13 protein-coding genes and 5 tRNA genes are annotated in these 14,362 nt (G+C 60.7%); 9 read left to right on the top strand and 9 right to left on the bottom strand.

Annotation, left to right across the window (positions count from 1 at the left end; translation table 11 throughout):
• Positions 1 to 14: 14 nt before the first annotated feature.
• Entirely contained in the window at positions 15 to 1,346 is a 1,332-nt protein-coding gene (locus FHX03_RS11240; protein ID WP_097625331.1) for a DUF2778 domain-containing protein, read from the bottom strand.
• A gap of 206 nt (positions 1,347 to 1,552) precedes the next feature.
• A complete protein-coding gene (locus FHX03_RS11235; protein WP_222134747.1) occupies positions 1,553 to 3,403 on the bottom strand; it encodes a PHA/PHB synthase family protein in 1,851 nt (616 codons plus the stop codon).
• A gap of 146 nt (positions 3,404 to 3,549) precedes the next feature.
• Between FHX03_RS11235 and FHX03_RS11230 the strand changes: the two genes are divergently transcribed.
• The 5 genes from FHX03_RS11230 to recJ all read left to right on the top strand — a co-directional run bounded on the left by FHX03_RS11230 (position 3,550) and on the right by recJ (position 9,094).
• Entirely contained in the window at positions 3,550 to 3,963 is a 414-nt protein-coding gene (locus FHX03_RS11230; RefSeq protein ID WP_097625333.1) for a hypothetical protein, read from the top strand.
• Between the two features lie 220 nt (positions 3,964 to 4,183).
• Positions 4,184 to 5,401: an LL-diaminopimelate aminotransferase gene (locus tag FHX03_RS11225; RefSeq protein ID WP_003586883.1), complete on the top strand. Its 1,218-nt coding sequence runs from the start codon at positions 4,184 to 4,186 to the stop codon at positions 5,399 to 5,401.
• Positions 5,402 to 5,463: 62 nt separating this feature from the next.
• Positions 5,464 to 6,789 carry a homoserine dehydrogenase gene (locus FHX03_RS11220; RefSeq protein WP_097625334.1) on the top strand — a complete coding sequence of 442 codons (1,326 nt, stop codon included), beginning with the start codon at positions 5,464 to 5,466 and terminating at the stop codon, positions 6,787 to 6,789.
• 176 nt (positions 6,790 to 6,965) lie between these two features.
• The gene (locus tag FHX03_RS11215; RefSeq protein ID WP_097625335.1) at positions 6,966 to 7,211 is read left to right on the top strand and encodes a hypothetical protein; all 246 of its coding nucleotides are present in this window, start codon (positions 6,966 to 6,968) and stop codon (positions 7,209 to 7,211) included.
• A gap of 80 nt (positions 7,212 to 7,291) precedes the next feature.
• Complete coding sequence (gene recJ, locus FHX03_RS11210; protein WP_097625336.1) at positions 7,292 to 9,094, top strand: single-stranded-DNA-specific exonuclease RecJ; 1,803 nt, start codon at positions 7,292 to 7,294, stop codon at positions 9,092 to 9,094.
• Positions 9,095 to 9,143: 49 nt separating this feature from the next.
• On the opposite strand, the gene FHX03_RS11205 is transcribed toward recJ, so the two are convergent.
• From FHX03_RS11205 to gloA, 5 genes are all read right to left on the bottom strand, one after another.
• A tRNA-Glu gene (locus tag FHX03_RS11205) sits at positions 9,144 to 9,218 on the bottom strand.
• 432 nt (positions 9,219 to 9,650) lie between these two features.
• Positions 9,651 to 9,725: transfer RNA gene (locus tag FHX03_RS11200), tRNA-Glu, on the bottom strand.
• A 75-nt stretch (positions 9,726 to 9,800) separates the two neighbouring features.
• Positions 9,801 to 9,875 (bottom strand) — tRNA-Glu (locus FHX03_RS11195).
• Positions 9,876 to 10,072: 197 nt separating this feature from the next.
• The gene (locus FHX03_RS11190) at positions 10,073 to 11,134 is read right to left on the bottom strand and encodes a YcbK family protein (RefSeq protein WP_183777730.1); all 1,062 of its coding nucleotides are present in this window, start codon (positions 11,132 to 11,134) and stop codon (positions 10,073 to 10,075) included.
• 165 nt (positions 11,135 to 11,299) lie between these two features.
• The gene (gene gloA / locus FHX03_RS11185) at positions 11,300 to 11,740 is read right to left on the bottom strand and encodes a lactoylglutathione lyase (RefSeq protein WP_097625338.1); all 441 of its coding nucleotides are present in this window, start codon (positions 11,738 to 11,740) and stop codon (positions 11,300 to 11,302) included.
• A gap of 194 nt (positions 11,741 to 11,934) precedes the next feature.
• On the opposite strand from gloA, the gene FHX03_RS11180 reads away from it, so the two are divergent.
• Both FHX03_RS11180 and FHX03_RS11175 read left to right on the top strand, forming a co-directional pair.
• Positions 11,935 to 12,513 carry a cold-shock protein gene (locus FHX03_RS11180; RefSeq protein ID WP_003573434.1) on the top strand — a complete coding sequence of 193 codons (579 nt, stop codon included), beginning with the start codon at positions 11,935 to 11,937 and terminating at the stop codon, positions 12,511 to 12,513.
• A gap of 1 nt (position 12,514) precedes the next feature.
• Positions 12,515 to 13,003: a DUF192 domain-containing protein gene (locus FHX03_RS11175; RefSeq protein ID WP_097625339.1), complete on the top strand. Its 489-nt coding sequence runs from the start codon at positions 12,515 to 12,517 to the stop codon at positions 13,001 to 13,003.
• Positions 13,004 to 13,035: 32 nt separating this feature from the next.
• Here the strand turns inward: FHX03_RS11175 and FHX03_RS11170 are convergent.
• Together FHX03_RS11170 and FHX03_RS11165 are read right to left on the bottom strand one after the other, a co-directional pair.
• Positions 13,036 to 13,112: transfer RNA gene (locus FHX03_RS11170), tRNA-Arg, on the bottom strand.
• A 57-nt stretch (positions 13,113 to 13,169) separates the two neighbouring features.
• Complete coding sequence (locus tag FHX03_RS11165) at positions 13,170 to 13,475, bottom strand: ETC complex I subunit (RefSeq protein ID WP_097625340.1); 306 nt, start codon at positions 13,473 to 13,475, stop codon at positions 13,170 to 13,172.
• Positions 13,476 to 13,661: 186 nt separating this feature from the next.
• Between FHX03_RS11165 and FHX03_RS34205 the strand changes: the two genes are divergently transcribed.
• The gene (locus FHX03_RS34205; protein ID WP_210298545.1) at positions 13,662 to 13,913 is read left to right on the top strand and encodes a hypothetical protein; all 252 of its coding nucleotides are present in this window, start codon (positions 13,662 to 13,664) and stop codon (positions 13,911 to 13,913) included.
• Positions 13,914 to 14,070: 157 nt separating this feature from the next.
• Positions 14,071 to 14,147: transfer RNA gene (locus FHX03_RS11160), tRNA-Pro, on the top strand.
• Positions 14,148 to 14,362: the final 215 nt, after the last annotated feature.

The raw sequence follows: 14,362 nt of genomic DNA, 5'->3' as shown, positions 1-14,362 counted from the left end.
TGCTCTCCCATCGCTTAACTGCGCGACGAAAACAGCGAGGCGAGCGTCGAAGACGGCTTGTTGTTCAGGCGCGGCACGACTACGAGCTGCCTGATGTCGCCGCGCTTGTAGGCGGCGAGGAAGCGCTTGTAATCCTTGAAGGAGACGCAGCCGTTGGAATCGCCGTTCTTGCCGAGCATGTAGGTGTGGGCGAGCAGGCCGACACGGTCATAGATGGCGTCCGACCCCTCGAGCGGAGTCAGCCGCAGCGCCTCGACACCGTGGAAAAGGCTTTCGCGCATGGTGAGGGCGTAGGTATGTGGCGGGGTCGGCCCGCGCATCTTCTTGTCGACGTAACGCGGATTGTCGCGCATCTTGCCGAGCCCGGAATGAGCTTCCAGCCTCTCGCCGTTCGGCAGATAAACCGTGCTGTTTTCGATGTCGTAGATGGCGACGCCGGCGCGCAGCTTCGGCGAGAAGACCGGCTTGTCGTAGCGCGGCACTGCATCGTCCTGGTCGTCTTCGATCGGCGAGTTCGGCTGGGCATAGGCAAGGGCAGGCTCGCCGGCGCGCTGCGAACCCTTGGCGGCCGGTGCCGGTTTGCCGATAAGGCCGTCAGGACGCGCCATCGGCAGCGGTACGGAACCGGCATCCGGCGCCAGAACGAGATCGAAAGGCTGCGGGTCTTCGGCCGCGGCAATTTCTACGGGCGCAGATTTTTCCTGCGGCAGTGACGCCGTCTTGAGGGCGGGCTGGACCGGGGCAGGCGCAATCTGCTGCGGTCCGGCATCGGCAAGCGCCAGCAGGGCCGGGAGTTCGGCAGCGGCGACGGCCTCCTTCGAGGGAACGACGATCCGGTCGCCGTCGTCTTCTTCTACACTCTCTGCCGAGGCAACCTCGACGGCCGGCGGCGTGACCACGTCATCCTTGCGGAATTTGGCGCTGTCGGAAATCGCGGCAACCACAGGCTGCTCGGCAGCCATGACAAGCCGATTGTGTTTTGTAAGTGCCGCCAGTGCCGTTGCAGTAGCATTGGTTTTCTGCGCATGCGATTGGACGAGGTCGGCCGTCAGGGCGACGACCGGCTTGGCGTCGAAGGCGGCCAAGCGATCGGCCTTGCCGACATGGATCAGCCGTTCGTGCGTCGCCGGCCTGGGCTTCGGCGCCGCTGCGGCCTGGGTGAATCTTTCGGGCGGAGAAACGGGCGCGGCAACCGAATGCATCGTCGCTAAGGTCGCAATCAACCATGTGGAGGTCAGAAATCCGGCGCCGACGACGCCGTAAAGAAAGCCACGAGATCTGCGCAAACGAAAAGCAGATCCGCCAAGAGGGGTGACGTCATCGAACGTCCCGACCGCAAACGCCATACTGAACTCGTCTTTCAAACTCGCTACGCAGGCCGGCGGCACTGACTGACTACACTTCGCCGGGGCCGGTAATGGCGCAAATGGGCCGAATTTAGACCACCCGCGACATCCGACTGTTTCGCAAGGATGACGAATTATGGTTTCTAATTTGTTTACGCGGTGTTGCGCTTTTTCATGACGTCTCAAAAAGAGATGCGTGGGATCTTTCAGACGCGTTCCATCACATAACTTCCGGGGGCTTCCTCGATCGCGTTCAGCGCATCGCCGCCCGGTTTGCGCGCCGCAACGCGCCTGCCGTCATGGGTCTCGATCCAGGCCAGCCAATGTGGCCACCATGATCCCGCCGTCTCGGTCGCCTGCTCGATCCAGGTCTCGTACTCGCCCTTGGCCGGGCCGCCCGTCCAGAATTGATACTTCTTCTTATCCGGCGGGTTGACCACGCCGGCGATATGTCCCGAGCCCGTGACAACGAATTCCACCTTGCCGCCGAAAAACTGGCTGCCGACGAAGACGGATTTGGCAGGGGCGATGTGGTCCTCGCGGGTGGCGAGATTATAAATCGGGATCTTCACGTCCTTCAGCGACACTGGCTTGCCGTCAAGGATCATCTCGTTCTGCGTCAGCGAGTTCCTGAGATAACAGTTGCGCAGATAGAAGGTATGGTTTGCCGCCGCCATGCGGGTCGAATCGGCGTTCCAGAACAACAGATCGAAGGGCAGGGGATCCTGGCCCTTGAGGTAGCTGTTGACGAAATAAGGCCAGATCAGCTCGGAAGCGCGCAGCATGTTGAACGCCATCGACATCTTCGAGCCGTCGAGATAGCCGGTCGCCTGCATATGCTCTTCGAGCGCTGCAAGCTGCTCCTCGTCGACGAAGACCTTGAGATCGCCGGCATGGGTGAAATCGACCTGGGTGGTGAAAAGTGTCGCCGTTTTGATGCGCTTGTTCTTCTCCTTGGCGTGCAGCGCCAGCGTTGCGGCCAAAAGTGTGCCGCCGACGCAATAGCCGACGGCGTTGACCTCCTTCTCGCCGGTCGCCTTCTCGATCGTCTCGAGCGCGAAATCGATGCCCTCGCGGGCATAGGCCGCCCAGTCCTTGGCGGCATGGCGCGCATCCGGGTTGACCCAGGAAATCACGAAGACGGTCTGACCCTGATCGACGCACCATTTAATGAAGGATTTCTGTGGGTTGAGGTCGAGAATATAGAATTTGTTGATCCAGGGCGGGCAGATCAGCAGCGGCCGCTTCAGGACCGTTTCGGTTGAAGCCTCATATTGGATGATCTGGCAGATGTCGTTCTGGGCGATCACCTTGCCCGGCGTCAGCGCCATGTCGCGGCCGACGGCGAATTTCGTCATGTCTGTCTGGCGAAGGCGAAGATCACCCTTTCCGGCAGCGATATCCTCGGCCAGCATCTTCATCCCGCGCACCAGGTTTTCGCCGCTGGTTGCGATCGTCTCGCGATAGAGCTGCGGATTGGTGGCGACGAAATTGCTCGGCGAGAGTGCTGCCGTGATCTGCTTCACGTAGAAACCGGCCTTGTGCTTGGTGTGCTCGTCGAGGCCGTCGGTCTCCGACACCAGCTTCTCCACCCAGTCGGTGGTGACGAAATAGGCCTGGCGGATGAAATCGAAGAACGGATTTTTCTGCCAGTCCTCGTCGGAGAAGCGTTTGTCCTTGCGGGTGTCCGGTTCCGGAGGCGAGGGCTCGCCCTGCATGCGCTGCATAGAGCGCATCCAGATGCCGAAGAAGGAGGACATCAGCTGCGTCTGCGCCTCGAAGGTGCGGCGGGGATCGGCAATCCAGTATTCGGTGACCTTGGAAAGCGTCTTGACCATGTCGGTCATCGGATCGACGACGGTTTCGCTGATCTCGCCGCGTTCGCGCGGCGCAAGCCAGGCCGAGGCCGCCTGGCCGAGATTTTCGAGCGCCCGGGCGAAATTCATCGCCATCGCCTCGGGATCCTTCAACAGATAGGGATCGAGATCGGTCGCGTCGAAACCGGCCTTGCCGCCATTCTTCTGGCCGCCATTCTCCTGCTTGCTGTCGGTCACCATTTCCTCCGGCGGCAGCACTCTTTTTATCCAATCGTTGTACATCGTGATTGAACGAGAAAACAAGTTCCACCCGCGCCGGCTCATGCTATTGCTTTGTCGCTGCGACAAATTTAACAGTCGACGCAGTCAGAACTGGATTTTGAGGCATGACGAAGAACGGCATTCGGCGCATCGCAACCTTCAACCGCACCGCATTGATCTGCGCCGCGGCGGCGATGGCCCTGGCCGGATGCAATCTGACGGCCGAGGAGAAGGCCGCAGCCGCCGCCAAGCGAGCGGCGCCGACCGCCGTGGTCATGCCGGCCACCAAGGGCGATGCGGTCGAAGGCGGCCTGGCGAAGTCGCCGGACGGTTACCCAAATTTCGGCGCGCCGCTGACGGCCGCCAATGTGCAGATGAGCGACGAGCAGGCAGCCGAACTGCAACATCAGCTGACCGCACTTGCCGCCCGGCGTAAGGCCGGCACGATCTCGGAAGCCGAATATCAGGCCAAGGCCGCCGAAATGCGCCGCCTCGCCGCCGAGCACGGCGCTGATACGCTCTCCGAAATCTCCAAATAGACCTTGCCTTTCAGGCATTTTGGACGCAAAGCCTTCCGGATGGATCGGAAGACAAGATTTTCCCGATAATGCGCTTTATGCGGCTTTTCCGTCAAAGATTTGCCGCGTGTCTTGGGTCTGATGAATACGGCGTTGCGATTCTGAAGTTCGTGTCGCAGCCGCCGGGAGACGGAACGAACTTCGACTGCGGCCCGAAAGCCGCCTTTCCATGGGGAATGAAATGGAAGAGTTTCACAAAGTCCGGCGTTTGCCGCCTTATGTTTTTGAACAGGTCAACCGTTTGAAAGCAAGCGCGCGAGCGGGCGGCGCCGATATCATCGATCTCGGCATGGGAAACCCCGACCTTCCCACTCCCCAGTCGATCGTCGACAAGCTGTGCGAGGTCGTGCAGGATCCGCGCACCCACCGTTATTCGTCCTCCAAGGGCATTCCGGGGCTGCGCCGCGCCCAGGCCGCCTATTATGCCCGCCGTTTCGGCGTCAAGCTCAACCCGGATACCCAGGTAGTCGCCACCTTGGGCTCCAAGGAAGGCTTCGCCAATATGGCGCAGGCGATCACCGCGCCCGGCGACGTCATCCTCTGCCCGAACCCGACCTATCCGATCCACGCCTTCGGCTTTCTGATGGCGGGCGGCGTGATCCGCTCCATGTCAGTGGAGCCGGATGAGAGCTTTTTCCCGCCGCTTGAGCGCGCGGTCCGGCATTCGATCCCGAAGCCCCTGGCACTCATCCTCAACTACCCCTCGAATCCGACTGCCCTGGTCGCGACACTCGATTTCTACAAGGACGTCATCGCCTTCGCCAAGAAGCACGACATCATCGTGCTTTCCGACCTTGCCTATTCGGAGATCTATTTCGACGGCGCTCCGCCGCCGTCGGTTCTCGAGGTGCCGGGTGCAATCGATGTGACGGTCGAGTTCACCTCGATGTCGAAGACCTTCTCCATGCCTGGCTGGCGCATGGGCTTTGCCGTCGGCAACGAGCGGCTGATCGCGGCGCTCACCCGCGTCAAGTCCTACCTCGACTACGGCGCCTTCACGCCGATCCAGGTGGCGGCGACGCATGCGCTGAACGGCGACGGCTCCGACATTGCGGAGGTTCGCAACGTCTACAAGCGCCGCCGCGACGTCATGGTCGAAAGCTTCGGCAAGGCGGGCTTCGACGTGCCGCCGCCGGCTGCCACCATGTTCGCCTGGGCGAAGATCCCGGAAAAGTTCCGTCATCTCGGCTCGCTTGAGTTTTCCAAGCTGCTGGTCGAGAAGGCCGACGTCGCCGTTGCTCCCGGCATCGGCTTCGGCGAACAGGGCGACGACTACGTCCGTCTGGCGCTCGTCGAGAACGAACACCGCATCCGCCAGGCTGCGCGCAACATCAAGAAGTTCATGTCGACGGCAGACGAAACGATGCACAACGTCATTTCGCTGAACGCGCACCGTTAATCCAACTCTTAAAGGCAGCCGCGTCCTGCGGCTGCCGCCACACAGACATTCAGGATCGATCCATGGCAGATGCCCTCAAAATCGGCATTGCGGGCTTGGGCACCGTTGGCGCCTCGCTAGTCCGCATCATTCAGCAGAAGAGCAACGAGCTTGCCGTCACCTGCGGGCGTCCGATCACCATCACGGCGGTCTCCGCGCGTGACAAAAGGAGAGACCGCGGCATCGATCTTTCCGCTGTTACCTGGTTCGATCGGCCGGAAGATCTTGCCGAAAAGGGCGATATCGACGTCTTCGTCGAGCTGATGGGCGGCGCCGAAGGGGCTGCCAACACCTCCGTACGCGCCGCACTCAAGCGCGGTCTCCATGTGGTGACAGCCAACAAGGCGCTGCTTGCCTATCACGGCGTCGAGCTTGCGACGATCGCCGAGGAGAAGGGCGCGCTTCTAAACTTCGAGGCCGCAGTCGCCGGCGGCATCCCGGTCATCAAGGCGCTGCGCGAATCGCTGACCGGCAATGCGGTCTCGCGCATCTATGGCATCATGAACGGCACCTGCAATTACATCCTGACCAAGATGGAAAAGGAGGGGCTTTCCTTCGCCGAGTGCCTGAAGGAAGCCCAGCGGCTGGGTTATGCCGAGGCCGATCCGGCCTTCGATATCGAGGGCAACGACACGGCCCATAAGCTTTCCATCCTGACGACGCTCGCCTTCGGCAATCGCATCGCGGCCGACGATATCTATCTCGAAGGCATCACCAACATCTCGATCGAGGATATCCACGCTGCCGCCGAGCTCGGTTATCGCATCAAGCTCCTGGGTGTTGCCCAGCGAACCGACACCGGCATTGAGCAGCGCGTGCATCCGACCATGGTGCCGGTCGATTCGGTCATTGCCCAGGTCGATGGCGTCACCAATGCTGTCGCAATCGAATCCGACGTGCTCGGCGAACTGCTGATGGTCGGTCCCGGCGCCGGCGGCAATGCGACGGCCTCGTCCGTACTTGGTGATATCGCCGATATCGCCAAAAGCCAGCCGGGCGCACAGCGCGTACCGGTGCTCGGCCATCCCGCAAAGGCGCTGGAACCCTACCGCAAGGCGCAGATGCAGAGCCACGAGGGCGGCTACTTTATCCGCTTGACCGTGCTCGACCGCACCGGCGTCTTTGCCAGCGTCGCAACCCGCATGGCGGAAAACAACATCTCGCTGGAATCGATCGTCCAGCGCTCCAAGCAGCATCTGGCGCCGTCGCACCACCAGACGATCATTCTCGTCACCCACGCGACGATGGAAGAGTCGGTGCGCAAGGCGGTCGCCTCGATCAAATCGGAAGGCTATCTCTTCGGCGAACCGCAGGTGATTCGCATCGAGCGGCCGAAAGAAGAAGCTTAAGCCTTTCCAGCCGGCGAATATCAGCCGCCCTGTCTTGTTGAACTGGCAGTTCAACAAGACAGGGCGGTTTTTTTGTTGATCGTCCGGGCTCCCCTTACGGAAGTCTATATTAACAAATACCGAAATATTGATATAAATAAAACCATAGATGGTGAGTCGTCGGCGTGGAGAATTTCATGAGCAAGGACAGCCACGCCGGCAAGGGGTATGGCCGCCCGAGCGAGGTGCCGCCGGACCGTCCTGATATGCTTGGGGAAATTCTCAAGCCGGCCTACCGTGACATTCGCGAAGAGGTCCCTGATGAGGCTGACGGCGATGAATACACGGAAGGCCGCAACTGGGCTATTCTGCTGACGCTGTTCTCCTTCCTGCTCGTGCAGCTTGCCGGCGTCGCCGCAATCATCTGGGCGGTGTTCTGGTAAAAATCCGTGTCTGTAAATCCATCGCTATGTTATCTCCGCTGCTTCTGTAGAAAGAGCAGATGAAGTCAGCGGAGTATGGCATGGCAGATCTCGTCGATCCGGTACAGCGCGCGTTTCTCGGCGTGGAGAAATCCGCGCTCGACAATCGCTGGGTGGCGCGGCTCGACCAGGCCGGGCAGAACCGGGCGCTGGCCATGTCGCAAATCCACGGCATGCCGGATCTGATCGCCCGCGTGCTGGCCGGGCGCGGCGTGACGGTGGACGAGGCGATCGAATTCCTCGATCCGACGATCCGCGGCCTGATGCCCGATCCGCATGTTTTGACGGATTGCGAAAAGGCCGCCACCCGCCTGGTGAGCGCCATCGAGCGCGGCGAGAATGTCGCGATCTTTGGCGACTACGATGTCGACGGTGCGGCTTCCTCGGCGCTGATGTTTCGTTTCCTCACTCATTTCGGCGTCAAGGCGCACATCTATATTCCCGACCGCGTCTTTGAAGGCTACGGCCCCAATCCGGCGGCGATCAACCAGCTGATCGACAACGGCGCCCGGCTGATCGTCGCGGTCGATTGCGGCTCGACCAGTCACGAGGCGCTGGCCGCCGCCGCCGCGCGCAATATCGATGTCGTCGTCATCGATCACCACCAGGTGACACATGAGCTGCCGCCCTGCCATGCGCTCGTCAATCCGAACCGCGAGGACGATCTGTCGGGGCAGGGGCATCTTTGCGCCGCCGGCGTGGTCTTCATGGTGCTGGTCGCCACACTGAGGCTGCTGCGGGCGGCCGGCAACAAGGGCATCCTGGCGCTCGACCTCTTGCAATGGCTGGATATCGTCGCGTTGGCGACAGTCTGCGATGTCGTGCCGCTGAAGGGCCTCAACCGCGCCTATGTGGTGAAGGGGCTGGTCGCCGCCCGCCACCAAAGCAATGCCGGGCTTGCAGCGCTGTTCCGCAAGGCCGGGCTCGCTGGCCCTGTCACACCCTATCATTTCGGCTTCCTGATCGGTCCGCGCATCAATGCCGGCGGTCGGATCGGCGATGCCGCGCTCGGAAGCCGCTTGCTGACGCTCGATGACACGGGGGAGGCTGAGGTGATCGCCCAGCGCCTGGATGAGCTCAACCGCGAGCGCCAGGCGATGGAGGCGATCATGCTGCAGGAGGCTGAGGCCGAAGCGCTCGCCGAATATGGCGACGGCGAGGGCGCCTCCGTCATCGTCACCGCCCACGAGAAATGGCATCCCGGCATCGTCGGACTGATCGCGGCGCGGCTGAAGGAGAAGTTCAAACGGCCGGCCTTTGCGATCGCCTTCGATACCTCCGGCCGCGGCACCGGCTCGGGCCGCTCTATCAACGGCTTCGACATGGGCCGGATGGTGCGCGCGGCGGTCGATGAAGGGTTGCTGATCAAGGGCGGTGGTCACGCCATGGCCGCGGGGCTGACGGTCGAGCGCGCCGATCTCGGCAGGTTGAGGACCTTCTTCACAGAGAAGTCGGCAAGAACCGTGGCGAACCTCGTCGCCAACGAGACCTTGAAGATCGACGGGGCGATCGGCGCCAGCGGCGCCACGCTCGAACTCATCGACCGCCTGGAGGCCGCCGGCCCCTATGGCTCCGGCCACGCCCAGCCGCTCTTTGCCGTGCCGGCGCATCGGGTGCGCGATGCACGCCTGGTCGGGGAGAAACATGTGAAGGTGACGATGGAGGCAATGGATGGATCGCGGCTCGACGGCATCGCCTTCCGCGCCGCCGATACGGCACTCGGCAATCTTCTCATCAATTCACGCGGCGCCAGCCTGCATGTTGCAGGCTCGCTCGGTGCCGAGCATTACCAGGGCGCCCGCCGCATCCAGCTTCGCGTCTGCGATGCTGCGCCGGCAAAATAAAATAGCCGCGCAAAAAATGCTGACGATGTGGAGTTCAGAGAGAAGAAAGTGGCACGCCCTAGGGGAGTCGAACCCCTCTTCCCAGAATGAAAATCTGGTGTCCTAACCGATAGACGAAGGGCGCTTCCTTCGTGGTGGCGCCCTTATAGTCAGCACCTTCAAAAGCCGCAAGCGCCAAGACGCGAAAAAATCATCGTTTTCGCCGATTTATTTGTGGCTGTGGAGAAACGTGGCGCTATGCCGATAAGCCAGTTGCGGAGGCCGCAGAGATACGCGCCTCAGAATGTCGCGCAGGAGACCCATTGCCAAGTCTGTTGCAGTTGGTGATCCGCATTGCGGGCTGTGCAGGTACGTAGACGACCGGGGCGGGCGGGTACTGTTGTCCTCGGAATCGGAAGTCGAGGTTCGACGCATTCTGAGCCGACCTGTTTCGTTGCAAATGGGGAATGCCCAGAAATCCATCAACAAGCGTCTTAGTCAAAGAGGGCGGGGACGACACCGTCTGTCGGACAGGCTATTGATCCGGTGCCGCGCCGGTAGTTGATTTGGATAAAATTGGTACGCCCTAGGGGAGTCGAACCCCTCTTTACAGAATGAGAATCTGTCGTCCTAACCGATAGACGAAGGGCGCAGGCCGGCCCCGTTAAAATAGGAGCACGCGCAGACTTCTGCAAGCGGATGCAATGGCTTCTATATGGAGAGAAAGTGGCACGCCCTAGGGGAGTCGAACCCCTCTTCCCAGAATGAAAATCTGGTGTCCTAACCGATAGACGAAGGGCGCTTCCTTCGTGGTGGCGCCCTTATAGTCAGGCGTTATGAATCCCGCAAGCGGCAAATTCGGTTTCTTTCAAAAAAATGACAGGAAATCCGAATGCGTTCGAGGAGCTGATTATTGAAGCTGAATCAACGGGCTGCCGGCTATCTCTTCAACAAGACGAGGCGGCGCTTCCGTAAGGTCATGCGAAGAACGCGCGGCCGTCAGATCGCTCTTGCGGTCGCCATAGGCGCGCGTTTGCCGCCGCAGCCCCAGTTCCAGTCGCGACTTTTGCCGGTATCGAGATGGACCGAATCCGTGTGGCAATAGGTGCCGACGCCGCCGCGGTTCGGCAGTGAGCGGATATAGGCGGCGATATCCCATTTCGTGACGCCGTCGATCTGAATGTCGGCCGCCTCGCAACTCTTGTGCATCGATTCGTCGGCGCCGCCGACCAGGCGGTTATGCTCTTCGTCGCGATAGCCCGACGTAACGATGACAGGCCGGCCGAAATGGGTTTCGACCGTCTTGATCACGTTCAGCAGCTCGGGCTTGAAGCAGCCGACCTCGACCTTGTCGTTCTGGACATGCAGCCCGTTCGGCGCGATCCGCGTCATGCCGGGCAGGGACGCTTTTTGCAACAGGCCGGTGAGGCTGCCGAGCAGGTTCTGCTTCGGCGCGCTGTAGAGCGCATTCATCGTCGGGGCCGGATTGCCGTCTGCCGCCAGCGACGCCGTTTGGACGGGCGCAAGCTGTGTGCTGCCATTCTGCGAGGATTGTTGCGGCAGCACCGGATCCGCAGGCGGTTCTGTTACGGGTTGCTGGCTGTAGACGCTGCTTCTGGCGGGTGCTGCACCGACAGGCGCATAGGCCTGCGGCTGAATGACAGTCGACGTGCTGTTGTTCTGCGGCGCCGGCTGGTGGTCGGAAAAGATGCTCATGGCCTGCGCGTTGATCCGGGTCGACTGCAGCACCAGCCCGCCGATATTGGCAGGCGCTGCCGCCGCCGGATCGGCCGGCGGTACGGGGGCATTCGGATCTGCTCCTACGGCCTGGGGCGCGGCTTGGGCGCCGGAGACATTGACGAGCCGGGGATCCGTGTAGACCGAACGTGGGGCAGGGCTTGCGGGTGCCGCCGCGGCAAGCTGCGGTGCGGCTGCCTGCGGTGCCGGAACGGCTGCGGCGGAATCGAGTGCCTTCTTGTCCGACGCGCAGCCGGACAGCGCCAGCACCGAAGTGGCGATCAGCAAAGCGCCCGTCAGGGGCCGCATCTCAATGTTACGCAAGCGACAGTCTCCAATTGATGCGGAAAATGGTCGAAAACCGCCATCTTCCGCGTCGAGTCGTCAGGAGATTGCCTGCGGGGCCGGGTCGCGGCAAGCGTCAAGGCGCCGGCCGGACCCGAAATCGCAAAAGCCGCAAGCCTCGCAAAAGCCTTGCGGCGAAAAGCCTTACCAGGCGCCGGTATTGCCCATCGAGGCCCAGGGTTCGGCGGCGGCGAGCGGGCTGCCTTTCTGCAGGATTTCGATCGAGATGCCGTCGGGCGAGCGCACGAAAGCCATGTTCCCATCGCGCGGCGGCCGGTTGATGGTGATGCCGTTGTCCATCAGCTTCTGGCAGGTTGCGTAAATATCGTCGACCTCATAGGCGAGGTGGCCGAAATTGCGTCCTCCGCTATAATCTTCCGTATCCCAGTTATAGGTAAGCTCGAGGCAGGGAGCCTTTTCGCTGCGCGCACGGTCGAGATCGTCGCGAGCAGCCAGGAAAACCAGGGTAAAGCGGCCCTTCTCGTTTTCGTGCCGGCGAATCTCCTCCAGCCCGAACAGGGTGGTGTAAAAGGCGAGTGAGGCGTCCAGGTCTTTGACGCGAACCATTGTATGGAGATAACGCATTCTATCTACTCCTTTATTGGGTCTGGCTTTTTCGGCGAGCTGAGGTCAGCTTCGGGCAAGTCATCGATATAAAATGTGCAGTTGGGAATAACCGAAAACTAGGACTTGCGCTTATCCGTTACCAAGATGTTAATCTTGATTTCAAGAATCAGTTAACCGTAACAGTGTGACGCGTATTCGAGGGGCTGGCGACTATGGCTGACAGGATTTCATCGAACGAATACTCCGACCTTGACGAGCTATCGGCAGAGGCGGTCGATCTTGTTGAAATCACCGGCGTCGTCAAGTGGTTCGACGTCGCTAAGGGTTTCGGCTTCATCGTGCCCGACAACGGCATGCAGGATGTTCTCCTGCACGTGACCTGCCTGCGCCGCGACGGCTACCAGACGATCCTCGAGGGAACGCGTATCGTCGCCCTCATTCAGCGCCGCGAACGCGGCTACCAGGCTTTCAAGATCCTTTCGATGGATCAGTCGACTGCGGTTCATCCCTCGCAGCTGCCGCCGGTGCGCACGCATGTGCAGGTCACCGCGACGAGCGGCCTCGAGCGTGCGCTGGTCAAATGGTTTAACCGCACCAAGGGCTTCGGCTTCTTGACGCGCGGCGAGGGCACCGAAGACATCTTCGTGCACATGGAAACGCTCCGCCGCTTCGGCCTGACGGAACTGCGCCCCGGCCAGGTGGTGCTCGTCCGCTTCGGCGACGGCGAAAAGGGCCTGATGGCCGCGGAAATCCATCCCGACATTCCGAGCCCGGCCAGCCGGTCGCATTGATATGCGTGACATCGTCCTTCTTCATGCGATCAAAAGCGCCATCCTGGCGCTTTTTTTCATGGTCGCGCTGCCGGCTTTCGCCGAGGAGCAGGTCCGCTTCGACAAGGAGCCGCTTCTTATCCAGACCGCCGCGGGCAAGGTGCTGCACTTTACCGTCGAGATCGCCTCGACGCCGGATCAGCGCGCCTACGGGCTGATGTTTCGTAAGACGATGGCAGATGATGCCGGGATGATCTTCGATTTCGACGAGCCCAGGCGCGTAACCATGTGGATGGAAAATACCATCCTGCCGCTCGACATGCTTTTTGCCGACGACACTGGCACGATCCGCCACATCAAGGAAAACGCGACGCCCTATTCGCGCGATATCATCGATTCGATGACCCCGGTGAAATATGTCGTCGAACTCAATGCCGGCATCGCCGCCAAACTCGGGATCAAACCGGGCGACAGAATCGTCAGCGCCACGACGACCAAGAAGTCGAAGTGACGAGCCCGGGCGGCTTCAGGTCATTAAATTTGTGGCGACCCCTGCAGGAATCGAACCTGCGACAACCTGCTTAGAAGGCAGGTGCTCTATCCAGCTGAGCTAAGGGGCCGTCTGGCGATCGCGTTCAGGGAGCGCGATCGGATGCGGCAGTTCTGGACGAGAAATCTCAATGCGTCCAGGGCTGCGTGCGGGTATAGCGGAAATTATCCGGATAGGCGACAACCTGGCGAACCGGATCCTTCGGCGCGATCACCCGGTATTCGATGCCGTTGCGCTGGGCATAGGCTTCGGCCAGTTCCTGTGTTTCAAAAGTGAGTTTCACCTGCTGGCGCGTATCGCCGGAGGAGGTGTAACCCATGATCGGATCGATCTTGCGCGGCGACTCCTGATCGAATTCAAGCACCCACAGATGGGTCTTGGCCTTGCCGGACTGCATGGCGGTCTTGGCTGGACGATAGATCTTGGCAGACATGACTGCGCGTCTCCGACTATGCGGGCAACACCCGCCTTTAATGGTCTCATTTCTCGTTGCCGAGGCTCTTGCTTCATCTTGAGAGATAGCGCGAAGAGATGAATTTTGCTTATCCGCGAATCCCCGCCTTTTCAAGAAAAAAGGCGGCGTATGACGCGTTGCCGGTACCATCGCGATGATAGGGCGATGCTGCGGAAGCAAGACACCGGCAGACAGGCCGGTTGCGCAATATTACCGATCGTCTCATGTTGTGATCACAACCTGATTGCCGCGGCCAACCCGCGGGACTATTTACGGCGCAGTCAATTTCAGTGGATTGCACGCATGATGAGACGTTCGGCGGAGTTCAATGCCATTGTGATCGGGGCCGGCATTACGGCTTTCTTCTACGTTGCCATTAGCTACGCTCAATATATCGGTCTGCTCGAACGCGGCTGAGGCAGCGCTCTCCTGACGTCCAATTGCGTCCGACGGCGCAGACGCGCGTCATGCAGCTTTTTCTAGAGACATCGACGTATCAGGCGGGATTCTTCGACCCGCGCTGGATTTATGGGTTGCGACGGCGAAGTGAACCGTGTATCTCCCCGCCACGGCACGGAGTGTAGCGCAGTCTGGTAGCGCATCTGGTTTGGGACCAGAGGGTCGGGAGTTCGAATCTCTCCACTCCGACCATTCAGTATCCCGATATCTTGCATCTTTGACAGCCGCATCATGGCCCGCATTGTCGGGCGTGCTGCCGGCCAACTGCTTCCGGAAACGGATGACAGACAGATAAAGCGCGTCGCATCAAACTTGATTGATGCGACGCGCTTTAGCTTTGTTTTATGCATGAGTGCCACGTTAGTCACCAGCAACCTTCCGTCGACGATGACGGAGACCTTGGTGTC

Source organism: Rhizobium sp. BK456, from assembly GCF_014194045.1.
GTDB classification, from domain to species: Bacteria; Pseudomonadota; Alphaproteobacteria; order Rhizobiales; family Rhizobiaceae; genus Rhizobium; species Rhizobium redzepovicii.
This window is presented reverse-complemented; position numbering and strand designations above follow the sequence as displayed.

Coding starts and splice junctions, on each gene's coding strand:
- FHX03_RS11220 (WP_097625334.1), top strand. CDS start 5,464: ATGGCAGATGCCCTCAAAATCGGCATTGCGGGCTTGGGCACCGTTGGC.
- FHX03_RS11165 (WP_097625340.1), bottom strand. CDS start 13,475: ATGTCTGCCAAGATCTATCGTCCAGCCAAGACCGCCATGCAGTCCGGC.
- FHX03_RS11240 (WP_097625331.1), bottom strand. CDS start 1,346: ATGGCGTTTGCGGTCGGGACGTTCGATGACGTCACCCCTCTTGGCGGA.
- FHX03_RS34205 (WP_210298545.1), top strand. CDS start 13,662: ATGCTGCGGAAGCAAGACACCGGCAGACAGGCCGGTTGCGCAATATTA.
- recJ (WP_097625336.1), top strand. CDS start 7,292: ATGGCAGATCTCGTCGATCCGGTACAGCGCGCGTTTCTCGGCGTGGAG.
- FHX03_RS11235 (WP_222134747.1), bottom strand. CDS start 3,403: ATGGTGACCGACAGCAAGCAGGAGAATGGCGGCCAGAAGAATGGCGGC.
- FHX03_RS11215 (WP_097625335.1), top strand. CDS start 6,966: ATGAGCAAGGACAGCCACGCCGGCAAGGGGTATGGCCGCCCGAGCGAG.
- FHX03_RS11225 (WP_003586883.1), top strand. CDS start 4,184: ATGGAAGAGTTTCACAAAGTCCGGCGTTTGCCGCCTTATGTTTTTGAA.
- FHX03_RS11180 (WP_003573434.1), top strand. CDS start 11,935: ATGGCTGACAGGATTTCATCGAACGAATACTCCGACCTTGACGAGCTA.
- gloA (WP_097625338.1), bottom strand. CDS start 11,740: ATGCGTTATCTCCATACAATGGTTCGCGTCAAAGACCTGGACGCCTCA.
- FHX03_RS11175 (WP_097625339.1), top strand. CDS start 12,515: ATGCGTGACATCGTCCTTCTTCATGCGATCAAAAGCGCCATCCTGGCG.
- FHX03_RS11230 (WP_097625333.1), top strand. CDS start 3,550: ATGACGAAGAACGGCATTCGGCGCATCGCAACCTTCAACCGCACCGCA.